Genomic DNA, 20,984 nt, shown 5'->3' with positions numbered 1-20,984 from the left:
CGAACGGGGCACCGCACCGCCAGACGAGGTCGTCGTGCCGGGACGCGGCTCACCCGTTGTCGGGGGTGTGGGCCACCATGGGGGTGTGAGCAGCACGAGCGAACCGGGCCCGCTGCAGCTGGTCGTCGGGGACGAGGAGTTCCTGGCCGAGCGGGCGGTGTCCGACCTGGTCCGGCGCGCCCGGCAGCGCGATCCGGAGACCGAGCTGCGCCGCTTCCGCACCTCCGAGGTGGCACCCGGCGAGCTCGCCGGGCACCTCAGCCCCTCGCTCTTCGCGGAGGGCAGGGTGATCGTGCTCACTCATGGCCAGGATGCGAACAAGGACATGACCGCCGCCCTCGCCGACTACGTGAAGGACCCGGCCGACAGGATCGTTCTGGTGGTCCAGCACGCCGGGGGGGCGAAGGGCAAGGCGGTCCTGGACCTGATGCGCAAGGCCGGGGCGCACACCGTCACCTGCAACCGCATCACCCGCGCCGACGAGCGGTCGGACTTCGTGCGCGACGAGGTGCGCCGCCACGGCGGCACCATCACCCCCGGTGCGCTCGCGGTACTGGTCGAGGCGGTCGGGTCGGACCTGCGGGAGCTGGCGGCCGCGGCCGGGCAGCTCGTCGCGGACACCGGCGGCGCCGTGGACGAGGCCGGGGTGCGGCGCTACCACCGCGGCCGGGCGGAGTCCTCCGGCTTCGCGGTGGCCGACGCGGCGGTCGCGGGGGACCGGCGGGCGGCGATGGAGGCGCTGCGGTGGGCGCTGGTGCTCGGTGTCCCGCACGTCCTGATCGCCGACGCGCTCGCGGACTCGGTGCGCACCCTGGCCAAGGTCGGCTCGGCCGGGCGGGGAGACCCGAACCGGCTGGCCGGTGAGCTGGGCATGCCTCCGTGGAAGATCCGCAAGGCGCAACAGACGGTCCGGCAGTGGCGTCCGGAGCAGCTCGCCGTCGCCATCGCGGCGACCGCCCGGGTGAACGCCGACGTCAAGGGCGTCGCCGCGGACGCGGGGTACGCGTTGGAGAGAGCCGTGCTGGCGGTCGTGTCCGCCCGCACCCCGCGCTGAGCCCCGCGCCCGCAGCACGCGCACGGGCCCCGGCCCGGGAACGCGATCGGTCGAGGGACGTGTCCGGTGCGGGGACACGAGCGGTCCGGGGCCACGAAAGGTCCGGGGACACGAGCGGTCGGGGGACACGAACGGTCCGGGAAACACGACGACGGCGCCGCCCCGATGGGGCGGCGCCGTCGTGGGGGAACCGGGGGTGGCTCAGGCCTGGACGTCGTTGAGACGCTTGGCCAGCGCCGACTTGCGGTTCGCCGCCTGGTTCTTGTGGATGACGCCCTTGCCGGCCGCCTTGTCGAGGGCCTTGGCCGCCTTGCGCTGCAGCTCCACGACGTTGTCGGCGCCGGAGTCGGCGGCCTCGCGGAAGTGGCGGATCGCGGTCTTGACCGACGACTTCACCGACTTGTTGCGCTGCCGGCGCTTCTCGTTGGTCTTGACACGCTTGATCTGCGACTTGATGTTGGCCACGTCTGCCTCTGGTCTTCCTGCCTGCTGGTCGGCTGGTCTTGTGTACGTCCGGGTCCGCTCCGGCGGCACCGAACAGCATCACTGGAGAGAGGGTCCAGGCCGTTTCGGGCGAGCACGCCGAGCGCTCGACGCACAAGGTTACCAGCGGCGTCCTCGCCCCCTGTTCCGGGTCACCAGACGCGGTAGGGCAGGAACTTCCCGTTCAGCGTGATCACGGCTCGGTCGCCCTTCGGGTCGGCGACGCGCTGCAGGTCCAGCTCGAAGTCGATCGCGGACACGATGCCGTCGCCGAACTCCTCGCGGACCAGCTCGGAGATCGTCGTGCCGTACACCTGCACCATCTCCGAGAGGCGGTAGACCAGCGGGTCGGTGAGGTCCACCGCGGCCGCGCCGCGCTCCGGCGGGAGGGTGAGGGCGTCGACGACGTCGTCGTCCAGGTCCAGCAGGGAGCCTGCGGCCTCGGCCTGCTCGCGGGTCAGCGTCTGCTGCCCGAGCAGGGCCGAGGTGGACCACTCCAGCGAGCGGCCCAGTGCCTCGGCGATCTTGTCCCAGGTCAGGCCCAGCTTCTTCTTCCGGGCGAGCACGACACGCGCCGCGCTCAGCCGGTCGAGCGGGGGGACGGGGGTGACCGACACGGTGACTCCTCCGGGTTGGGGACTCGGCTCCTGGCCGTTCGATCTTGCGCGATCGGCCGCGTCGGGGCAACGCGGGGACGCCCGGCGTGAACAGCGTGTGACGACCTGCGGTGCCACCACGGCGGCCGCCCGGCCCGACATGGGACGATGGGTCCCAGTGCCCCGAGCCCCGAGTGCCCTGAGCACCCGAAGTGCCCGAAGCCCCACGCATGAGCGAAAGCCGAGTACAGCCGAGTGACGACGTACGCCGACCGCACGTTCACCCCGCCGGAGCGCATCCGGAACTTCTGCATCATCGCCCACATCGACCACGGGAAGTCGACCCTGGCCGACCGGATGCTGCAGGTCACGGGGGTACTGAGCGATCGTGACGCCCGGGCCCAGTACCTGGACCGGATGGACATCGAGCGCGAGCGCGGCATCACGATCAAGGCGCAGAACGTGCGGCTGCCGTGGACGGCGAAGAACGCCGACGGCGTCGAGACCGAGCACGTGCTGCACCTGATCGACACCCCGGGCCACGTCGACTTCACCTACGAGGTGTCCCGGGCGCTCGAGGCGTGCGAGGGCGCGATCCTGCTGGTCGACGCCGCGCAGGGGATCGAGGCGCAGACCCTGGCCAACCTGTACCTGGCCATGGAGAAGGACCTGCACATCATCCCGGTCCTCAACAAGATCGACCTGCCCGCCGCGGACCCGGAGCGCTACGCCGCGGAGATCGCGCACATCACCGGCTGCGAGCCGGAGGACGTGCTGCGGTGCAGCGCGAAGACCGGTGAGGGTGTGGAGGCGGTGCTGGACGCCGTCATCGCCCAGGTCCCCGCCCCGGTCGGCGACGCCGACGCGCCCGCCCGGACGATGATCTTCGACTCGGTCTACGACACCTACCGCGGCGTCATCACCTACATCCGCGTCGTCGACGGGAAGCTGTCGCCCCGCGAGAAGATCAAGATGATGTCCACCGGCGCCGAGCACGAGCTGCTCGAGATCGGCATCGTCTCCCCGGAGCCCAAGCCGTCCGACGGCCTCGGCGTCGGCGAGGTCGGCTACCTCATCACCGGGGTGAAGGACGTCCGCCAGTCCAAGGTCGGCGACACCGTCACCTCCAAGCGCAACGGGGCCACCGACCCGTTGACCGGCTACCGCGAGCCGCAGCCGATGGTCTACTCCGGGCTCTACCCGATCGACGGGTCGCAGTACCCCGACCTGCGCGAGGCGCTGGACAAGCTGCAGCTCAACGACGCCGCCCTCACCTACGAGCCGGAGACCTCGGCCGCGCTCGGCTTCGGCTTCCGCTGCGGCTTCCTCGGCCTGCTGCACCTGGAGATCACCCGCGAGCGGCTCGAGCGCGAGTTCGACCTCGACCTGATCTCGACCGCGCCCAACGTTGTCTACCAGGTCACCACCGACGACGGCGAGGAGATCGAGGTGACGAACCCCAGCGACTGGCCGGTGGGCAAGGTCGCCGAGGTCCGCGAGCCGATCACCAAGATCACCATCCTGGCGCCGTCGGAGTTCGTCGGCACCATCATGGAGCTGTGCCAGAGCCGGCGCGGCCAGCTCGGCGGGATGGACTACCTGTCCGAGACCCGCGTCGAGCTGCGCTACACGATGCCGCTCGGTGAGATCATCTTCGACTTCTTCGACAACCTGAAGTCGCGCACCCGCGGCTACGCCAGCCTCGACTACGAGGAGGCCGGCGAGCAGGTCGCCGACCTGGTCAAGGTCGACATCCTGCTGCAGGGCGAGGCCGTCGACGCGTTCTCCGCGATCGTGCACAAGGAGTCGGCGTACTCCTACGGCACCTCGATGGCGACCAAGCTCCGCGAGCTCATCCCGCGCCAGCAGTTCGAGGTGCCGATCCAGGCCGCCGTCGGCGCCCGGATCATCGCCCGCGAGACGATCCGCGCGATCCGCAAGGACGTCCTCGCCAAGTGCTACGGCGGCGACATCTCCCGCAAGCGCAAGCTGCTGGAGAAGCAGAAGGAGGGCAAGAAGCGGATGAAGACGATCGGCCGCGTCGACGTCCCGCAGGAGGCCTTCGTCGCCGCGCTGTCCACCGGGGGCGGTACGGCCACCGAGAAGCCCAAGAAGTAGCCCCGGACGCGAAGCGGGCCCGACTCCCAGCGGGGGAGTCGGGCCCGACGTGTACGTGGTGGGGGGCGGGGAGCGCGGGGGCCGGTTACATGGCCAGGCCTGCCCGGGGGCCGGGGATCGGCCCGTCGCACGGCGCGGGCCGGGCGGCGGGGGCACGGCGCGGCGACAGGATGCGCTGCACCCGCTGGCAGACGGACTCGACGACCGTCCGTCCCTCGGCAGACAGGTGCACCAGCACACGGCGCCGGTCGAGCGGGTCGGCCGACCGGTAGGCCAGCTTCTTCTCGACGAGGCGGTCCACGATCCGGGTGGCCGTGGGGGCGGGCAGCGACGTGTGTCCCGCGACCTCGCCCATGCTGCGGCCGGTGCCGCGGGCGAGCATCAACAGGACGCGCCAGCCGTCACGGCTGACGTCCGTCGAGGACGGGTTGGTGGACAGGGCTGTGGCCACGGCGTGGTCGACCCGGTCCAGGAACTCGACGATACCCGCGGCTCCAGGCGTCGGGGCAGCCATGGTGGCAGTCCCCGACGCCCGTCGACTGAAAGGCTCGGTCACGATGACGCACTGTACTTGCCGAACGGGCGAAATCCGACCCTGTCCTGGGCAAACGTCCCCCGAGCGCCGGGCGGTCGTCACGCAGCGATGACCGACAGGGCGACGACCAGGCATTTCGTAGACCGCTTGACGTGACCCAACGACATCACGAATGCATCACACCCGGATCTCGTAACGGATCAGCGGGTCAGGACGATCTTCCCCGCCGTCCGCCCCGCGGACATCGCCTCGAACGCCTCCTTCGCGGAGTCCATCGGCAGTTCGGTCCCGATCTCCGGCGTGATCCCGGCCGTCGCGACGAAGTTCATGAGATCCACGAGCTCCTGCCGCGTCCCCATGGTCGAGCCGACCACCTCGAGCTGGAGGAAGAACAGCCGCTGGAGGTCCGCGGGCGGGTTCGGGCCCGAGGTGGAGCCGCAGATGACGATGCGGCCACCGGGGCGCAGCGCCCGCATGGAGTGCTTCCAGGTGGCCTCGCCGACCGACTCCATGACGGCGTCGACCTTGCCCGGCAGCTTCGCGCCGGACTCGAAGGTGGCGTGCGCGCCGAGCCGCTCGGCCAGCGCGCGCTTCTCCTCGTCGCGGCCGGTGACCCACACCTGGAGGCCCGCGGCGCGGCCCAGCTGGATCAGCGCCGTCGAGACGCCGCCGGAGGCACCCTGGACGAGCACGGTCTGGCCGGGCTGCAGGCCCGACTTGGTGAACAGCATCCGGTAGGCGGTCAGCCAGGCGGTGCCGAGCACGGCGCCCTGGCCGGGGGTGAGGCCCTTCGGGGCGGGGACCGCGTTGCGTGCCGGGACGATCACCGTGTCGGCCATCGTTCCCTGGTGGCGCTCGGTGAGCAGGGTGCGCTTCGGGTCGAGGGTCTCGTCGCCGCGCCAGTCTGGGTCCCCGATGATCGGGTAGAGGACGACCTCGGTGCCGTCGTCGAGGGTCCCGGCGCCGTCGCAGCCGAGGATCATCGGGAACTGGTCGGGCTTGATGCCGACCCCGCGCAGCGTCCACAGGTCGTGCATGTTGAGGCTGGCGGCGGAGACGGTGACGGACACCCAGCCGTCGGGGACCTCCGGGTCGGGCCGCTCGCCCACGACGAGGGAGTCGAGGGGAGCGTCGGCGTTGGGCTCCTGCGCGTAGACAGCGAACATGGCCCCGAACCTAATGCCTGGGCGCGGGGACTACCGTGTGGAGTGTGCGCACGATCATCGACGGCTGGGACGCGTTCGAGCTGTGGCTCACCGGCCTGCCGTTCGTGGTGCAGGTCGTCTTCGTGACGGTGGTGGTCCTGCCCGCGTGCGCGCTGGTCGCGATCGGGGCCGCCCGCGCCACCCGGCGCTTCGACACGCCCCGCGGGCGCCGCGACGGCGGGGCCTGAACACTCAGACCGGCTGGGCCGCCAGCGCGGTCAGGGCCTCCGAGCAGCCCGCGTCGACGCGCAGGTCGGCGAGCTCGTCGCCCCGGGTCGCCCCGCGGTTGACGATCACGACCGGCACCTCCGCCCGGTGGGCGGCCCGGACGAACCGCAGCCCCGACATGACGCTCAGCGAGGACCCGGCGACGAGCAGTGCACCGTCCTCGGGGGTCAGCGTGGCGACCATCGCGTAGCACCGCGCCACCCGGTCCTTCGGCACGTTCTCCCCGAAGAACACGACGTGCGGCTTGAGGACCCCGCCGCAGGACGCGCACGGCGCGATCCGGAACCCGTCGGTGATCTCCACCGCGGCGTCGCCGTCCGGGGCGGTCTCGACCTGCGCGCTGTGCGCCTCGGTGAAGCCGGGGTTCAGTGCGGTGAGCCGGGCCGCCAGTGCGTCGCGGGCGGTGATCCGCCGGCAGTCCAGGCAGACGACCTCGTCGATGCGCCCGTGCAGGTCGACGACGCCGCGGCTGCCGGCCACCGTGTGCAGGCCGTCGACGTTCTGCGTGACCAGCCCGTCGACGACGCCCGCCGCCCCCAGCGCGGCCAGCGCGCGGTGCCCGGGGTTGGGGTCGGCGCGGCGCATCCGGGCCCAGCCGACGTGGCTGCGCGCCCAGTACCGCCGCTGCGCGGCCTCCCCGGAGACGAACTCGGAGTAGGTCATCGGGTTGCGCGGGCGCGAGCCCGGGCCGCGGTAGTCCGGGATGCCGGAGTCGGTGGACAGCCCGGCCCCGGTGAGGACGACCAGGCGCCGCCCGGCGAGCAGATCCAGCGCCGCACCCGGGTCGGTGGTGACGACGGGGACGCTCATGCCTTCCAGGGTAGGCCCGTCCGGCGGCACCTCGCGCTCCGATGGACCGCCCCCGCCCCCGCCGCCCCTCCGCTCCACCTCTCGCTCCGCCGAGCCCCCCCGCCTGCCGCACGCCTCTCGCCCCGCCGCGCGTCCTCGGCCCCGCCGGGGCGCTGAACCTGCCCGCCGAGTGGTACGCGGTGCACCCGTCGGGGCCGGTCCCGGGTCCGTGGTGTGCCACTCGGCGCACCCCGGCGACCGGGTCGGTTCGCGATCGCACACCGGGGACGCCGAACGTCCCCGCCCGGCGCGGTGTCCCCGGATCCTGCGTCGGTGGACGTGCCGGGGTGGCCCCTGATCTTCCGCGGCTCGGCCGCTGTCCGAGCCGGTCTCGTGACGGCGCGACGGCTGCAGGGGCCGGCGTTCGTCCGGGTGCTGCCCGACACCTGGGCCGCCCGGCACCTCGTCCCGCTCGGGCACGCCGACCGGTGCCGGGCGGTGTCCCGCTGGTCCGGCGGTCGCGGGGTGATCGCGGGATGGGCCGCGGCGGAGCTGTCCGGTGCCCCGTGCGCGCCGGCCGGGGCGCCGGTCGAGGTGGTGCTCCCGGTCCGGGCCCGGGCCCCGGCCGGGGTGCGCGTGCGCCGCGACCGGCTGCATCCCGGTGAGATCGGGTGGTGCGACGGGGTCCGGGTCACCACGCCCTTGCGCACCGCGTTCGACCTCGCCCGTGGGGAGGACGAGACCGACGCCGTCGTCGCGGTGGACGCGCTGGCGTTCCGGCACGGGTTCTCCCCGGACCTGCTGCTGCACTTCGCGGTCCGCTACCGGGGCCTGCGCGGGGTGTCCAGGATTCCCGGCGTCCTCGGGCTCGCCGACCGGCGCGCCGCGTCCCCACCCGAGACCCGGCTGCGGTTGCTCCTGGTGCGGGCCGGGCTGCCGAGACCGCAGGCCCAGCACCCGGTGCTCGACGACGTCCGGCGCCGCGCGGTGTGGCTCGACCTCGCCTACCCCGCGGTCCGCGTCGGCATCGAGTACGAGGGCGCCGACCACACCGGCCCCGACCGGGTCCTGCGCGACGCCGCTCGGGTGACCCGCCTCGTCGACGTCGGGTGGCGGATCTACCGCTACACCCGGTTCGACATGCGCGACGAGCCCGGGCGCATCGTCGCGGAGATCGGTCGGGCTCTGGACCACGCGCCGAGTGGTACGCCGTGAACCCGCCCCAGGGGGTCCGAGGTACCTGATGTGCTACTCGCCGGGCCCGGGGCGGGGCCAGGCGGGGCGAGCGAGGCCGGGGCCGGCCAGGGCCGCGGGGCACGGGGCTCAGTCCTGCGGCACCCAGGACGGCGTCCGCTTCTCCCCGAAGGCCCGGATGCCCTCCTGCCCCTCCTCGGAGGCGAAGTAGGACGCGGACAGCGTGTTCATCGCGGCGAAGTCGTCGCTCATCGTCGTCGGGCGCTCGCGCCGCAGCATCGCCTTCGTCCCGGCCAGGGCACCGGGTGCACCGAGGCGCAGCATCCCGGTGTAGCGGGCCACCTCGTCGTCGAGGGCCTCGGCCGGGACGGCGCTGTTGATCAGCCCGACGGCCACCGCGCGCCGCGCGTCGAAGGTCTCCCCGGTGAGGAAGAGCTCGTGCGCGGCGCGGGCGGACAGCCGGGGCAGGACGGTCACCGAGATGACCGCGGGCACCACCCCGATCCGGACCTCGGAGAACGCGAAGGTGACCGACTCGGCGGCGACGGCGATGTCGCACGCCGCCACGATCCCGACCCCGCCGGCGCGGGCCGGCCCCGACAGGCGGGCGACGACCGGCTTCGGGGAGTCCCACAACGTGGTCAGGATCCGCGGCACCTCGGTGACACCCTGCTGCTCGGCGCCCGCGCCCCGCGACTCCCGCAGGTCCATGCCCGCGCAGAACACCGTGCCGGTGTGGGTCAGCACGATCACCCGCACCGCGTCGTCGGCGATCGCCGCGTCGAGGTGCGCGATCAGCTCCCGGCGCAGCTGCGCCGAGAGTGCGTTGCGGTTGCGCGGGGAGTCCAGGGTGATGGTCGCGATTCCGGCCTCGACGGCCAGGTGGACGAGTGCGGGGGAGTCGACGGTGTCTGCCACCCCCGCAGACTAGGACCTCAGGCCTTCGTCCAGGTGCTGGTGATCGACACCCCGGCCAGGGCGAACAGCTGCGACACCGGGCAGCGTCGCTCGGTCTCACTGGCGAGCTGCGCGACCTGCTCGTCGGTGCCGTCGGTGGTGATGACGGCGTCGATCCGCAGGTTCTGGAAGGTGGTCTCGCCGTCGCGGTGGGTGCCGGTGGTCATCGTCGTCGGGTTGAAGTCGGCGGCGACGTCGAAGCGCACGTGCTCGATCGTGATGCCGAGCTCCTTCGCGACGATCGAGCTGGTGACCTGGTTGCACGACGACAGCGAGGCGAGGGTGTAGGCGAGCGGGCTGGGGTGCTCGTCCTTGCCGCCGAAGGCGGGGTAGGCGTCGGTCTCGATGACGTAATCGGCGCCGTCGACCGCGACGGTCTGTGCGACGCCGGTGCCCTGACCGCTGACGGCGAAGGTGACGAGGGGCATGGGTGAACTCCCAGGGGTGCGATACGTGTGCGCGGGCGGCGGATCAGGGGCGGCGGTTCAGAGGCGCGGACAGAGCGCCCCGGCCGTCCGGGCGAGGTCGATGTGCAGCCTCCGCACGAGCGCGATCACGACGCCAGTGAACCGCACCGAACGGTTGTGCGCGACGTGACGGAGCCGACCGAACCGGCGACGCCCGTGGTCCGATGTGTGCGGTGGCGCCCGCCGCCGGGAGAGGGCTACGCTCGTAAACGGAGATTGCTCCGTTTACGGGAGGACAGCTGTGAGGATCGGACTGCACATCGCGGACTTCACCTACCCGGCCGGCCCGGCCGGGCTGGCCGACGACCTGTCCCGGATCGCCGCCGCGGCCGAGGAACAGGGCTTCGCGCGGGTGAGCGTCATGGACCACCTCTGGCAGATCCGGCCGGTCGGACCGGTCGAGACCGACATGCTCGAGGCCTACACCGTGCTCGGCTACCTGGCGGCCCGCACCGAGAAGGTCGACCTGCTGGCCTGGGTGACCGCGGTGACCTACCGCGACCCGGGTCTGCTGGTGAAGGCCGTGACCACTCTGGACGTGCTGTCGAAGGGCCGCGCGATGCTGGGCATCGGCGCCGCCTGGAACGACGAGGAGGCCACGGGGCTCGGACTGTTCTTCCCGTCGACGGCGGAGCGGTTCGAGCGGCTGGAGGAGACGCTGCGCATCGCCCGGCAGATGTGGAGCGACGACGACGGCCCCTTCGAGGGCACCCACTACCGGCTCGGCGCCACGCTGAACACGCCGCAGCCGCTGCGCAGGCCGCACCCGCCGATCCTGATCGGCGGTGGTGGGGAGAGGAAGACGCTGCGCCTGGTCGCGCAGTACGCCGACGCGTGCAACCTGTTCGGTGGCCCCGAGCTGGAGCGCAAGCTGGACGTGCTGCGCACCCGCTGCGAGGAGATGGGGCGCGACTACGACGAGATCGAGAAGACGGTCATGACGCGGCTCGACCCGGCCGATCCGAAGGCGGCGGTCGAGGAGCTGCGCGGCTATGCGGCACTCGGCGTGCAGCACGTGCACACCATGGTGCCGGACGTGGCGGCGATCGAACCGTTGCGGGTGTTCGGGTCGGAGATCATCCCGGCGGCCGCCGAGCTCTGACCCGTTCGGTCAGCCGCCGGGTTGGCGGGGCATCGTCCGGAGGATCGCGACCTGCTGGTCCAGCTCGGCCGTGATCAGCTCGGCGTGCAGGCCGGCGGAGGCGCCGTCGTGTGCGGCGAGCGCGCGGTGGCGGCGCACCAGATCGTCGATCGAGTCCAACAGCCGGTCCACGGTCGAGCGGCCGGCCTGGGGTGCCGGGGTCTCCACGGGTGGGGGAGCCTCGGGCAGGGGGTGGATCAACTCTGCGGTCATGCGACGTTCTCCGTTGAACGTGTCGGGGTCGGGGCGTGTCATGCGCAGTCGTTCCTGGTCTCTCGAACTCCGTTGTACCCGCTTCAACGCGCTTTTACTGCGCGTAGAACACCGGTGCGACACAGGACACGGTGACCGGGTGCGCCGGCGCGGTGACCGGTCGTGATCATCGCCTGTCAGGGGCCGGTCGGCGCGGTCGGCGGGCGAACGGAGGGTGGTCGTCGCGCCGGTCATGGAAACGCCGGGTGACGAGCCGGTGACGGTTCGTTGCGACACCTGTACCCGAAAGGGTGACGCAACCTAGCGTCCGGCCCATGATCATTCGACCGGATGCGCGGTCCGGGCTGCGTGCCCTGATCGTCGGGGCGCTCGTCGCCGTACTGGCCGTCCTCGGCCTCGCCCTGCCCGCCGCGGCCGTCGCTGCACCCGCCCCGGCCGTGCCGGCCGCCGTCGCCGCTCCCGCCGCCCCGGCCGCCGTGCCGGGGGAGGAGGAGTCCGGGCTGCCGGTGCGGGCGCTGTCGTCGCTGCCGCCGGAGGCCACCGACACCTACCGGCTGATCCGCTCCGGCGGGCCGTACCCGTACCGCCAGGACGGGACGACCTTCCAGAACCGGGAGGGGATCCTGCCCGCGAAGTCCTCGGGCTACTACAAGGAGTTCACCGTGACGACCCCCGGGTCGAGCACCCGCGGTGCCCGGCGGATCGTCACCGGATCGGGCGGGGAGTACTACTACACGGCCGACCACTACGCCTCGTTCGTCGTGGTAGACGTCTCGAGGTGAGCACCCTTCCCCGTGAGAGCGCCGGAACCGCCCCCGCCGTCGACGCGGCCCGGGGGCGGGCCGGTGGCTCCGGTCTCGTCGCCGTCGTCGAGGGGGCCGCGGACCGCACCGCGGTCCTGTCCGCCCTCGGCCGGGCGCTGAGCTTCCCCGAGTACTACGGCCACAACCTCGACGCGCTGGCGGACTGCCTGGGTGACCTGTCCTGGCTGCCCCCCGGGCCGGTCGAGCTCGTCGTCGCCGACGGGCCGCTCGCCGCGGCCGATCCCGGGACCCACGCGGCCGTCCTGGAGATCCTCGCCGAGGCCGTCGAGACGACGGCGGGCACCGACCGGCCGTTGCGGGTCACCCTGGCGGGTCCGGCGACCTGACCGCGACGCCCCGGAATCCCAGGGGTGCGGCACGACGTTGACCCCGGGGAACGGTCCGTGACGGGTGGCCGTGGACGGGGAGGCGACCTACCGTGGACGTCATGGGTCTCCGGCTGGTGAGGCGCAGGCACGTCGACCTGTGCCGCCTGCGGTGGGCGCCGTGAGGGGTCGTCCCCCTCCGCCCGCCGACCCAGGAGCGCCCCCATGTCCCGTAGTCCGCACGCCCCGTCCGTCGTGATCGTCGGCGCCGGCCCCCGCGGGGCCGGCGTGCTCGAGCGGATGGTCGCGAGTGCCCCCGAGCTGCTGCCCGACGCCCTCGCGGGACCCGGCGTCGACGTCCACCTCGTCGACCCGTTCCCGGCCGGGGCGGGCCGCATCTGGCGGCACGCGCAGTCCCCGCTGCTCGCGATGAACTCGATGGCCGCTGACGTCACGATGTGGACCGATGACTCGGTCGTCTGCGACGGCCCGGTGGCGCCCGGCCCGTCGTTCTGGGACTGGGCACGGGACCTGCGCGAGCACGGTGACCCGGTTGACGAGCTCGGTCCGGAGCTCGCCGACGAGCTGGCGCAGGTCACGGCGTCGACGTTCCCGTCGCGGCGGCTGCAGAGCCACTACCTCGCCGCGGTGCTGCGCGAGGTCGTCGCGCGGGCGCCGGCCGGGATGCGGGTGCACGTGCACCGCAGCACCGCCGAAGCCCTCGACGAGGCCGACGGCCGGCAGGTCGTGACCCTCGCCGATGGCACCGTCCTGCGCGGCGACGCCGTCGTCCTGGCCTCCGGGCACCTCGACGCCACCCCCACCGACGACGAGATCGCGCTCGCCGCCCGCGCCGCCGAGCTCGGCCTGCGCTACCTGCCCCCGGAGCAGACCTCGGACTCCGACCTCTCGGTCATCGCCCCGGGCGAGACCGTGCTGGCCCGTGGGCTGGGGCTGGCGTTCGTCGACCTCGTGGTGCTGTTGTTCGAGGGCCGCGGCGGGCGCTTCGTGGCCGACCCGGACGACACCGACGCGGACCGGCTGCGCTACGAGCCGTGCGGGCGGGAGCCGGTGCTCGTCGGCGGGTCCCCGCGCGGTGCGACCTACCACTCCAAGCCCGAGTACCAGCTGCAGGCCGGGCGTCCGCCGCTGCTGCGGTTCCTCGGTCCCGAGGTCACCGACGCCCTGATCGCCTCCGGCGGCCCGGTCGACGTCGCCACCCAGGTGTGGCCGCTGATGGCGAAGGAGATCGGCTGGGGCTGGTACCACGAGCTGTTCGTCGGCCACCCCGACCGTGTCCGCGCCGGGTGGGACGAGTTCGCCGAGCGCTTCGCCGCCGTCGCGCACGGCTCGCCCGAGGAGACGGCGCTGATCGCCGAGCTGGTGCCCGACCCGCTCGACCGCCTCGACCTCACCGCGCTGGACCGGCCGCTCGACGGCGTGCACGCCCCGGACCTGGAGACGCTGCAACCGCTGGTGCGCGAGCGCATCGCCGAGGACCTGCGCCAGCACGTCGACGAGCGGCACACCCCGCACCTGGGCGCGTTCGTCGCGATGCTGTCGGTCTACACCGAGACCACCCGCCTCGCCGGGGCCGGGGTGCTCTCACCGCGCTCGCGGGCGCGGGACCTGCCGTGGTGGCAGTCGTTCTTCAACTCCGTCGCCTCCGGCCCGCCGGGGTTCCGGGTCCGCCAGATGCTCGCGCTCTCCCGCGCCGGGTACCTGCGGTTCCTCGGGGCGGGGATGACCGTCGACGTCGACGCCGACGGGTTCCACGCCACCAGCACCACCCTCGCCGGGGCGGAGCCGGTCACCACCCGGGTGCTGGTCGACGCCCGGCTGCCCGACCCGAGCCTCTCGCGCACCGTGGACGGGCTGCTGGGCGGGCTGCTCGCCCGTGGTGAGGCCGTCGAAGAGGTGCTGTACGACGACGACGGCGCCCCGCTGCGCAACACCGGACTGCTGTCGGTCCGCCCGGCCGACGGCGCACTGCACACCGCGGACGGCGGGGTGCACGAGCGACGGTTCGCGGTCGGGCCGCACACCACGGTCAAGGTCGCCGGGGCGTTCACCCGGCCCGGGATGAACGCGCAGAGCCTGCGCTACAACGACGCCGTCGCCCGGGCCGTGCTGGGGGCCCTGCCCGGCGCCGCGGCCCGCGCCGTGCCGGCGGCCTGAGCCGTCCCGCCCGGTTTGTGCCCCGGGCGGGCACCCGGCCCCAGACCGTCAGACCGGAGAACAGCAGGACCGCCAGCCCGAGGTCGACGGGCAGGTCGACCCCGGTCGCCGCGGCGAACACCCCGATCGGGCGCCATCCGGCCTCCCGGCCCGTAGAGGAGGTCAACCGGTGGAGACCGGCTGCTCCTGGTCGACCGGCGTCGCCGCGTCCTCGGTCCGGCTGCGGCGCAGCCGGGTGACCGCCGCACCGATCGCCAGCGCCCACAGCACGAGGATGACGGCGTAGACGGCCGCGGTCACCGCCCCGCTCGCGTCGGCGGCCCGCAGCAGCGTCCGGGCGTTGGTGAGGATGATGACGCCGCCGACCGCCGAGCCCAGGACCGGCGCCGGGATGCGGGTGACGAGCCAGGCGGCCAGCGGCGCGGCCAGCACCCCGCCGATCAGCAGCCCGCCGATGGTGGAGGGGTCGAGCACCTCGTGGCCGAGCCCGACGAGGAACCCGGCGCTCGCGGCGAGCGCCACCAGGAACTCCGAGGCGCTGACCGAACCGACGACGGTGCGCGGTGCGGTACGTCCGGCGCCGAGCAGGGCCGGGGTGGAGACCGGGCCCCACCCGCCGCCGCCGGACGCGTCGACGAAGCCGGCGACCAGGCCGAGCGGGGACAGGAAACGGGCGCCGTGCGGGGAGGTGCGGGCGGTGGCGACCTTCGGCGGCCGCACGCTGAAGCGCAGCAGGACGTAGACGCCGAGGGCGAGCAGGATCCCCGACATGAACGGGGCGGCGTTCTCGGTGGACAGGGCCGACAGCAGCGTCGCTCCCAGGAACGCGCCGATCGCACCCGGCACGCCCAGCTTGAGCACGAGCTTCCAGTCGACGTTGCCGAAGCGCCAGTGCGAGGCGCCGGAGGCGAGCGTGGTGCCGACCTCGGCCAGGTGCACCGAGGCGCTCGCGGTGGCCGGGTTGATCCCGGCGAAGACCAGCAGCGAGGTCGAGGTGATGCCGTAGGCCATGCCGAGCGCGCCGTCGACCAGCTGGGCTGCGAGGCCGACGAGGGCGAAGACGATGAGTGTGGGCACGGACGATCCTTCCCGGACTGCCGGTGGACGCGGTCCCGGGCCCCGGCGCGTCCCGGTGGGGGACGCGGGTGCGGGGCGGCCGCGGTTACGGTGACCGGTGGTGTGGTGGGGTGGCGCTCGGCGCCGTGGGACGGGTCAGCGAGCGCGACAGAACTCGTCGAACGCGTCGAGCCGGCGCGACGGCCAGAACCGCTCGAGGTGCGCGACGAGGTGCCAGGACACCGCCGGATCCGCCTGCGAGCGCCCGGGTGACAGGACCCGGTCGGCGGGCGTGGCGGTCGTGGTCACCGATCCATGGTGGAACGCGAGCGGGGCGTCGACAAGCCGACGTCCGCAGGTCGGGACCGCGGTGAAGGTGTCCGGACAACTGCTGTGACCAGCTGATGTCCGGGTGGATGCGGGGACGACCCGCTGTCGTGGGCCACGGCTGTGACCCGACACACCGGGGCCGGTCCGGACACCGTCCGCCGTCGCGGGGCCAGGGACGACCGCGGCCCCGCACCCGGAGCGGGTGCGGGGCCGTCGGGCGTGGTCACCGTCAGCCGGCGGCCGGCACCGCCGCGAGCGGGTCGCCCACCAGCCCGGCGGCGAGTGTGTTGCCCGTCGGCGGGTCGATCAGCAGGAACCCGCCGGTGGTGCGGACGCGGGCGTAGGCGTCGACCGGCAGCGGGTCGGCGACGCGCAGCGACACCCGTCCGATGTCGTTGATCTCCAGCTTCTCCGGGGCGGGGGCGTAGGACACCGTCTCGGTGTCCAGCCGCGACCCCAGTGTCCCGACGATCACCTGGGTGGTGCGGGTGCCGTGCTTGAGCAGCAGCCGCGCGCCGGGCAGCAGCGGCTTCTCGGCCAGCCAGCACAGCGTCGCGTCGATCTCGGAGGTGACCTCCGGGACGTCGGACGCGGCCGCGATCAGGGCGCCGCGGGGGGCGTCGATGTCGTCGGCGAGCAGCACCGTCACGCTGAGTCCGGCCCCGGCGGCGGCCAGCGGGCCGTCGGCGGTCCGGACCTCGGAGATGGTGGTGCGGTGCCCCTCGGGCAGGACGACGACCTCGTCGCCCGGACGGACGGTGCCCGAGGCGACCTGGCCCGCGTAGCCGCGGTAGTCGTGGAGCTCGTCCGTGCGGGGCCGGATCACGTACTGGACCGGCATCCGGAACGGGGCCGTGGTGTCCGGGCCCTCGACCGGGACCGACTCCAGGTGCTCCAGCAGCGTCGGCCCGGTGTACCAGGGCGTCCGTTCGCTGCGGAACGCCACGTTGTCCCCGACCAGCGCGGACACCGGGATGACCTGCACCGCGGCGTCGTCGAAGCCCAGCGAGCGGGTGAGCTCGGTGAACTCGCGCTCGATGTCGGCGATCTTGGCCTCGTCGTACTCGATGAGGTCGATCTTGTTGATCGCCAGGACCAGACGTGGGACGCGCAGCAGCGACAGCACCGCTGCGTGCCGGCGGGTCTGGGAGACCACGCCGTTGCGGGCGTCGACCAGCAGCACCGCCAGCTCGGCGGTGGAGGCGCCGGTGACCGTGTTGCGGGTGTACTGCACGTGACCCGGGGTGTCGGCGAGCACGAACTCCCGCGTCGGCGTGCCGAAGTAGCGGTAGGCGACGTCGATGGTGATGCCCTGCTCGCGCTCGGCACGCAGGCCGTCGACGAGCAGCGACAGGTCCGGGGTGGACATCCCCTTGTCGACCGAGGCGCGCTCGACGGCCTCGATCTGGTCGGCCAGCACCGACTTGGTGTCGTAGAGCAGGCGCCCGACCAGGGTGGACTTGCCGTCGTCGACGGAGCCGGCGGTCGCGAAGCGCAGCAGGGACCGGGAGGTGGTGTCGGCAGTGCCCGTCATCAGAAGTAGCCCTCCTTCTTCCGGTCCTCCATCGCGGCCTCGGACAGCCGGTCGTCGGCCCGGGTCGCGCCACGCTCGGTGAGTCGCGACGCGGTGACCTCGGCGATGACCTCGTCGAGGGTGGTGGCGGTGGACTCGACGGCGCCGGTGCACGAGCCGTCGCCCACCGTGCGGTAGCGGATCGACCTGCGCTCCAGCTTCTCGCCGTCGCGCGCTCCGCCCCAGGGGCCCTCGGCGAGCCACATGCCGTCGCGCTGGAACACCTCGCGCTCGTGCGCGTAGTAGATCGACGGCAGCTCGATGCCCTCGCGCCGGATGTAGCGCCAGACGTCGAGCTCGGTCCAGTTGGAGATGGGGAACACCCGGACGTGCTCGCCGGGGGCGTGCCGTCCGTTGTAGAGGTTCCACAGCTCCGGGCGCTGCTTGCGCGGGTCCCAGCGGCCGAACGCGTCGCGCAGGCTCATGATCCGCTCCTTGGCCCTGGCGCGCTCCTCGTCGCGTCGGCCACCGCCGAACACGGCGTCGTAGCGGTGCTCGGCGATCGCGTCGAGCAGCGGCTGGGTCTGCAGCGGGTTGCGGGTGCCGTCGGCGCGCTCGACGAGCCGGCCGTCGGCGAGGTAGTCCTCGACGCGGGCGACGTCCAGGCGCAGCCCGTGCTGCGCGGCGACCCGGTCCCGGAACTCGATGACCTCGGGGTAGTTGTGCCCGGTGTCGACGTGCAGCAGACCGAACGGCACCTTGGCCGGCGCGAACGCCTTGATCGCCAGGTGCACCAGCAGTGTCGAGTCCTTGCCACCGGAGAACAGGATCACCGGGCGGTCGAACTCGCCGGCGACCTCGCGGAACACGTGGATCGCCTCGGACTCCAGGGCGTCGAGCGCGTCCAGGGCCGGGGTCGTGACGGCGGGGGTCACGGCGGTCTCCTCCAGGGCGGTCATGCGTGCAGCCCGCACTCGGTCTTGGCGCGACCGGCCCAGCGACCGGAGCGGGGGTCCTCGCCGGGCTTCGGCTTCGCCGTGCAGGGGGCGCAGCCGATGCTCGGGTAGCCGGCGTCGACCAGCGGGTTCACCAGGATCCCGTGCTCGGCGATGTAGGCGTCCATGTCCTCGTCGGACCAGGCGGCGATCGGGTTGACCTTCACCAGGCCGAACTTCTCGTCGTAGGTGACCAGCGGGGTGTTCGCCCGGGTCGGGGCCTCCACCCGGCGGACGCCGGTGACCCAGGCGTCGTAGCCGGACAGGGTCCGCTCCAGCGGGACGACCTTGCGCAGCGCACAGCAGCGGTCCGGCTCGCGGGCGAACAGGTCCTTGCCGTACTCGGCGTCCTGCTCGGCGACCGACTGGTCCGCCTGCGCGTTCACGATGCGCAGCTGCGGGTAGACGGCGTCGACCGCGTCGCGGGTGCCGATGGTCTCCGCGAAGTGGTAGCCGGTCTCCAGGAACAGCACGTCGACGTCCGGCTTCGCCCGCTGGGCGAGGTCGACCAGGACGGCGTCCTGCATGTTGGAGGCGACGATCAGCCGGTCGCCGAAGGTCTCCGCGGCCCAGGCGAGCACCTGCTCGGCGGTCGCGTCGGGACCGAGGTCGGCGGCACCGCGCTCGGCGGTGGCCCGCAGGTCGGTCTCCAGGGCAACACTCATGATTCCGCTCCCGAGGTCTCGGGGACGCCGATCCCCACGAAGGTCACGACGAAGGTGCGCAGGCAGCCGGCGCACCACCAGGCGGCGCCGGGGACCTTGTCCGACCGTTCGGCCGGACGCAGGTCCTCCTCGCCGCAGTACGGGCAGTAGAACGTCGCGGCACGCTCGCTCATTTCAGGTCCGCCTCGTCGGCCCGCAGGACCCACTGGGCGAAGCGCTCGTCGCCGTCGCGCTGCTCGGCGAAGCGGCGCACGATCCGCTCGACGTAGTCGCCCAGCTCGGCGCTGGTGACCTTGAGCCCGCGCAGCTTGCGACCGAACCCGGAGTCCAGCCCGAGGCCGCCGCCCAGGTGCACCTGGAAGCCCTCGACCTGGTTGCCGTCGGCGTCGGTGACGATCTGGCCCTTCAGGCCGATGTCGGCGACCTGGGTGCGGGCACAGGCGTTCGGGCAGCCGTTGAGGTGCAGCGTGATCGGCACGTCGGGGACGACGTCGGCGAGGCGCTTCTCCAGGTCCTCGACCAGCCGGATCGCCCGTTCCTTGGTCTCGACGATCGCGAGCTTGCAGAACTCGATGCCGGTGCAGGCCATCGTCGACCGACGCCAGGTCGACGGCCGGGCCGGCAGGCCGAGCCGGTTCAGGTCCTCGACCAGCCCGTCGAGCTTGTCGTCGGCGACGTCCAGTACGACGATCTTCTGGTACGGGGTGAACCGGATGCGGTCCGACCCGGCGCGCTCGGCGGCGTCGGCGACGGCGAGCAGTGTCGTGCCCGACACCCGGCCCGAGGGCGGGGCGACGCCGACGTAGTTGCGGCCGTCCTTCTGCTTGTGGACGCCGACGTGGTCGATCGGGCGCTCGGGGACCGCCGGGGCGGGACCGTCGACCAGCTTCCGGCCCAGGTACTCGTCCTCCAGGACCTGGCGGAACTTCTCCGGGCCCCAGTCGGCGACGAGGAACTTGATGCGGGCGCGGTGGCGGAGGCGACGGTAGCCGTAGTCGCGGAAGACCTGGATGACGCCGTGCCACACGTCGGGCACCTCGTCCAGCGGGACCCAGGCGCCGAGGCGCTCCGCGATCCGCGGGTTGGTCGACAGGCCACCGCCGACCCACAGGTCGAAGCCGGGGCCGTGCTCGGGGTGCTCCACGCCGACGAAGGAGATGTCGTTGATCTCGTGCGCGACGTCCTGCTGCCAGGAGATCGCGGACTTGAACTTGCGCGGCAGGTTCGACAGCTCGCGGTCGCCGATGAAGCGGCGCACGATCTCGTCGATCGCCGGGGTCGGGTCGACCACCTCGTCGGCGGAGACACCGGCGACGGGGGAGCCCATGACCACGCGCGGGCAGTCGCCGCAGGCCTCGGTGGTCTGCATGCCCAGCGGCTCGATCAGGTTCCAGATCGCCGGGACGTCCTCGACGCGGATCCAGTGGTACTGGATGTTCTCCCGGTCGGTGACGTCGGCGGTGTCGCGGCCGTAGCGCTGCGAGACCTCACCGAGCGCGCGCAGCTGCTCGACCGAGACCGAGCCGCCGTCGAGGCGCACGCGCATCATGAAGTACTCGTCGTCGAGCTCCTCCGGCTCCAGCGCCGCGGTGCGGCCGCCGTCGATCCCGGGCCTGCGCTGGGTGTAGAGCCCCATCCAGCGGAACCGGCCGCGCAGGTCGGCGGGGTCGATCGAGTCGAAGCCGCGCTTGGCGTAGACGTTCTCGATCCGCGCGCGCACGTTGAGCGGGTTGTCGTCGCGCTTGCTGCGCTCGTTGGGGTTCAGCGGTTCGCGGTGGCCGAGCTTCCACTGCCCCTGGCCCTTCGGGCGGCGGGGTGCGGTCTTCGAGGGCGCCATGTGGTGGGTGCTCCGATGTGGGTTCGGGCGCACTCCGGCCCGGGACGGGGCGCGGAGCGGCCCGGGCGGTTCAGAAGGGGCCGTCGGGTCAGTGCCGACGACAGAGCGCGCTACGGGTCCGGTTCAGGTCCACGTGGCGACGCGCCACGAGGCGGAGACGGAGTGCGGGCACGGATACAGGGTGCCACGGTGTCCGGACTCGCCACAAAGTGATGTTCGCATCCTGGGAGAGGTGGGCGGATAGGTCCGGACGTTCGCCGTCCGGACGGCCGTTCCGGCCGGAAACGCCACGGTGCGAGTG

Annotated in this window: 24 protein-coding genes; 8 read left to right on the top strand and 16 right to left on the bottom strand. The window is 73.0% G+C overall.

What is annotated here, in order from left to right:
- Positions 1-85: 85 nt before the first annotated feature.
- The gene (gene holA / locus FVA95_RS09245) at positions 86-1,054 is read left to right on the top strand and encodes a DNA polymerase III subunit delta (RefSeq protein WP_161992242.1); all 969 of its coding nucleotides are present in this window, start codon (positions 86-88) and stop codon (positions 1,052-1,054) included.
- Positions 1,055-1,255: 201 nt separating this feature from the next.
- Here the strand turns inward: holA and rpsT are convergent, their stop codons facing one another.
- The gene (gene rpsT / locus FVA95_RS09240; RefSeq protein ID WP_020626283.1) at positions 1,256-1,519 is read right to left on the bottom strand and encodes a 30S ribosomal protein S20; all 264 of its coding nucleotides are present in this window, start codon (positions 1,517-1,519) and stop codon (positions 1,256-1,258) included.
- Positions 1,520-1,689: 170 nt separating this feature from the next.
- On the bottom strand, positions 1,690-2,154 hold the full coding sequence (gene cynS, locus FVA95_RS09235; RefSeq protein ID WP_020626282.1) for a cyanase: 465 nt from the start codon (positions 2,152-2,154) through the stop codon (positions 1,690-1,692).
- Between the two features lie 234 nt (positions 2,155-2,388).
- On the opposite strand from cynS, the gene lepA reads away from it, so the two are divergent.
- Positions 2,389-4,251, top strand: a complete 1,863-nt coding sequence (gene lepA, locus FVA95_RS09230; RefSeq protein WP_149663829.1) for a translation elongation factor 4 — start codon at positions 2,389-2,391, stop codon at positions 4,249-4,251.
- Between the two features lie 85 nt (positions 4,252-4,336).
- Here lepA and FVA95_RS09225 read toward each other — a convergent pair whose 3' ends face one another.
- Positions 4,337-4,765 (bottom strand): MarR family winged helix-turn-helix transcriptional regulator, encoded by a 429-nt coding sequence (locus FVA95_RS09225; protein WP_161992241.1) that lies wholly within the window; start codon positions 4,763-4,765, stop codon positions 4,337-4,339.
- A gap of 221 nt (positions 4,766-4,986) precedes the next feature.
- Positions 4,987-5,952 carry a zinc-binding dehydrogenase gene (locus FVA95_RS09220; protein ID WP_149663827.1) on the bottom strand — a complete coding sequence of 322 codons (966 nt, stop codon included), beginning with the start codon at positions 5,950-5,952 and terminating at the stop codon, positions 4,987-4,989.
- A gap of 44 nt (positions 5,953-5,996) precedes the next feature.
- Between FVA95_RS09220 and FVA95_RS09215 the strand changes: the two genes are divergently transcribed.
- Positions 5,997-6,179, top strand: coding sequence for a hypothetical protein (locus tag FVA95_RS09215; protein ID WP_149663826.1), 183 nt, complete (start codon positions 5,997-5,999; stop codon positions 6,177-6,179).
- A 4-nt stretch (positions 6,180-6,183) separates the two neighbouring features.
- Here FVA95_RS09215 and FVA95_RS09210 read toward each other — a convergent pair whose 3' ends face one another.
- Positions 6,184-7,029 (bottom strand): NAD-dependent protein deacetylase, encoded by an 846-nt coding sequence (locus FVA95_RS09210; RefSeq protein WP_149663825.1) that lies wholly within the window; start codon positions 7,027-7,029, stop codon positions 6,184-6,186.
- Positions 7,030-7,341: 312 nt separating this feature from the next.
- On the opposite strand from FVA95_RS09210, the gene FVA95_RS09205 reads away from it, so the two are divergent.
- The gene (locus FVA95_RS09205; protein WP_149663824.1) at positions 7,342-8,223 is read left to right on the top strand and encodes a hypothetical protein; all 882 of its coding nucleotides are present in this window, start codon (positions 7,342-7,344) and stop codon (positions 8,221-8,223) included.
- Positions 8,224-8,331: 108 nt separating this feature from the next.
- Here the strand turns inward: FVA95_RS09205 and FVA95_RS09200 are convergent, their stop codons facing one another.
- The 3 genes from FVA95_RS09200 to FVA95_RS33860 are packed head-to-tail and all read right to left on the bottom strand — an operon-like array spanning position 8,332 to position 9,716.
- Entirely contained in the window at positions 8,332-9,120 is a 789-nt protein-coding gene (locus FVA95_RS09200) for an enoyl-CoA hydratase-related protein (RefSeq protein WP_149663823.1), read from the bottom strand.
- A gap of 17 nt (positions 9,121-9,137) precedes the next feature.
- Complete coding sequence (locus FVA95_RS09195) at positions 9,138-9,587, bottom strand: OsmC family protein (protein WP_075311368.1); 450 nt, start codon at positions 9,585-9,587, stop codon at positions 9,138-9,140.
- Positions 9,588-9,644: 57 nt separating this feature from the next.
- The gene (locus tag FVA95_RS33860; protein ID WP_368667310.1) at positions 9,645-9,716 is read right to left on the bottom strand and encodes a putative leader peptide; all 72 of its coding nucleotides are present in this window, start codon (positions 9,714-9,716) and stop codon (positions 9,645-9,647) included.
- A 151-nt stretch (positions 9,717-9,867) separates the two neighbouring features.
- On the opposite strand from FVA95_RS33860, the gene FVA95_RS09190 reads away from it, so the two are divergent.
- Positions 9,868-10,728 (top strand): LLM class F420-dependent oxidoreductase, encoded by an 861-nt coding sequence (locus tag FVA95_RS09190; RefSeq protein WP_149663822.1) that lies wholly within the window; start codon positions 9,868-9,870, stop codon positions 10,726-10,728.
- A 9-nt stretch (positions 10,729-10,737) separates the two neighbouring features.
- Here FVA95_RS09190 and FVA95_RS09185 read toward each other — a convergent pair whose 3' ends face one another.
- On the bottom strand, positions 10,738-10,980 hold the full coding sequence (locus FVA95_RS09185) for a hypothetical protein (protein WP_149663821.1): 243 nt from the start codon (positions 10,978-10,980) through the stop codon (positions 10,738-10,740).
- A 314-nt stretch (positions 10,981-11,294) separates the two neighbouring features.
- Between FVA95_RS09185 and FVA95_RS09180 the strand changes: the two genes are divergently transcribed.
- The 3 genes from FVA95_RS09180 (at position 11,295) to FVA95_RS09170 (ending at position 14,287) form a co-directional block, all read left to right on the top strand.
- Complete coding sequence (locus FVA95_RS09180; RefSeq protein ID WP_149663820.1) at positions 11,295-11,762, top strand: ribonuclease domain-containing protein; 468 nt, start codon at positions 11,295-11,297, stop codon at positions 11,760-11,762.
- The gene (locus FVA95_RS09175) at positions 11,759-12,130 is read left to right on the top strand and encodes a barstar family protein (protein ID WP_075311374.1); all 372 of its coding nucleotides are present in this window, start codon (positions 11,759-11,761) and stop codon (positions 12,128-12,130) included. Before FVA95_RS09180 ends, FVA95_RS09175 begins: the two co-directional genes overlap by 4 nt.
- Positions 12,131-12,334: 204 nt before the next feature.
- Positions 12,335-14,287 carry an FAD/NAD(P)-binding protein gene (locus FVA95_RS09170; RefSeq protein ID WP_149663819.1) on the top strand — a complete coding sequence of 651 codons (1,953 nt, stop codon included), beginning with the start codon at positions 12,335-12,337 and terminating at the stop codon, positions 14,285-14,287.
- A 162-nt stretch (positions 14,288-14,449) separates the two neighbouring features.
- Here the strand turns inward: FVA95_RS09170 and FVA95_RS09165 are convergent, their stop codons facing one another.
- The 7 genes from FVA95_RS09165 to FVA95_RS09140 all read right to left on the bottom strand — a co-directional run bounded on the left by FVA95_RS09165 (position 14,450) and on the right by FVA95_RS09140 (position 20,683).
- The gene (locus FVA95_RS09165; RefSeq protein ID WP_149663818.1) at positions 14,450-15,364 is read right to left on the bottom strand and encodes a sulfite exporter TauE/SafE family protein; all 915 of its coding nucleotides are present in this window, start codon (positions 15,362-15,364) and stop codon (positions 14,450-14,452) included.
- Between the two features lie 135 nt (positions 15,365-15,499).
- Entirely contained in the window at positions 15,500-15,652 is a 153-nt protein-coding gene (locus tag FVA95_RS31365; protein ID WP_020624367.1) for a hypothetical protein, read from the bottom strand.
- A 250-nt stretch (positions 15,653-15,902) separates the two neighbouring features.
- A complete protein-coding gene (locus tag FVA95_RS09160; protein WP_149663817.1) occupies positions 15,903-17,207 on the bottom strand; it encodes a sulfate adenylyltransferase subunit 1 in 1,305 nt (434 codons plus the stop codon).
- Positions 17,207-18,145 carry a sulfate adenylyltransferase subunit CysD gene (cysD, locus tag FVA95_RS09155; RefSeq protein WP_020624365.1) on the bottom strand — a complete coding sequence of 313 codons (939 nt, stop codon included), beginning with the start codon at positions 18,143-18,145 and terminating at the stop codon, positions 17,207-17,209. Before cysD ends, FVA95_RS09160 begins: the two co-directional genes overlap by 1 nt.
- On the bottom strand, positions 18,142-18,846 hold the full coding sequence (locus FVA95_RS09150) for a phosphoadenylyl-sulfate reductase (RefSeq protein ID WP_149663816.1): 705 nt from the start codon (positions 18,844-18,846) through the stop codon (positions 18,142-18,144). The genes cysD and FVA95_RS09150 overlap by 4 nt, the downstream gene beginning before the upstream one ends.
- Positions 18,843-19,019, bottom strand: coding sequence for a hypothetical protein (locus FVA95_RS09145; protein ID WP_020624363.1), 177 nt, complete (start codon positions 19,017-19,019; stop codon positions 18,843-18,845). The genes FVA95_RS09150 and FVA95_RS09145 overlap by 4 nt, the downstream gene beginning before the upstream one ends.
- Positions 19,016-20,683: a nitrite/sulfite reductase gene (locus FVA95_RS09140; protein ID WP_149663815.1), complete on the bottom strand. Its 1,668-nt coding sequence runs from the start codon at positions 20,681-20,683 to the stop codon at positions 19,016-19,018. The genes FVA95_RS09145 and FVA95_RS09140 overlap by 4 nt, the downstream gene beginning before the upstream one ends.
- Between the last annotated feature and the right edge of the window lie 301 nt (positions 20,684-20,984).

The sequence above is a fragment of the Pseudonocardia sp. EV170527-09 genome (genome assembly GCF_008369905.1).
Taxonomy (GTDB): Bacteria; Actinomycetota; Actinomycetes; order Mycobacteriales; family Pseudonocardiaceae; genus Pseudonocardia.
This window is presented reverse-complemented; position numbering and strand designations above follow the sequence as displayed.

What these genes read in the sequence shown, in the direction of transcription:
- FVA95_RS09225 (WP_161992241.1), bottom strand. Translation starts at nt 4,765, where the DNA reads ATGGCTGCCCCGACGCCTGGAGCCGCGGGTATCGTCGAGTTCCTGGAC.
- FVA95_RS09220 (WP_149663827.1), bottom strand. Translation starts at nt 5,952, where the DNA reads ATGTTCGCTGTCTACGCGCAGGAGCCCAACGCCGACGCTCCCCTCGAC.
- FVA95_RS09210 (WP_149663825.1), bottom strand. Translation starts at nt 7,029, where the DNA reads ATGAGCGTCCCCGTCGTCACCACCGACCCGGGTGCGGCGCTGGATCTG.
- FVA95_RS09195 (WP_075311368.1), bottom strand. Translation starts at nt 9,587, where the DNA reads ATGCCCCTCGTCACCTTCGCCGTCAGCGGTCAGGGCACCGGCGTCGCA.
- FVA95_RS09185 (WP_149663821.1), bottom strand. Translation starts at nt 10,980, where the DNA reads ATGACCGCAGAGTTGATCCACCCCCTGCCCGAGGCTCCCCCACCCGTG.
- FVA95_RS09180 (WP_149663820.1), top strand. Translation starts at nt 11,295, where the DNA reads ATGATCATTCGACCGGATGCGCGGTCCGGGCTGCGTGCCCTGATCGTC.
- FVA95_RS09170 (WP_149663819.1), top strand. Translation starts at nt 12,335, where the DNA reads ATGTCCCGTAGTCCGCACGCCCCGTCCGTCGTGATCGTCGGCGCCGGC.
- FVA95_RS09160 (WP_149663817.1), bottom strand. Translation starts at nt 17,207, where the DNA reads ATGACGGGCACTGCCGACACCACCTCCCGGTCCCTGCTGCGCTTCGCG.
- cysD (WP_020624365.1), bottom strand. Translation starts at nt 18,145, where the DNA reads ATGACCGCCCTGGAGGAGACCGCCGTGACCCCCGCCGTCACGACCCCG.
- FVA95_RS09150 (WP_149663816.1), bottom strand. Translation starts at nt 18,846, where the DNA reads ATGAGTGTTGCCCTGGAGACCGACCTGCGGGCCACCGCCGAGCGCGGT.
- FVA95_RS09145 (WP_020624363.1), bottom strand. Translation starts at nt 19,019, where the DNA reads ATGAGCGAGCGTGCCGCGACGTTCTACTGCCCGTACTGCGGCGAGGAG.
- FVA95_RS09140 (WP_149663815.1), bottom strand. Translation starts at nt 20,683, where the DNA reads ATGGCGCCCTCGAAGACCGCACCCCGCCGCCCGAAGGGCCAGGGGCAG.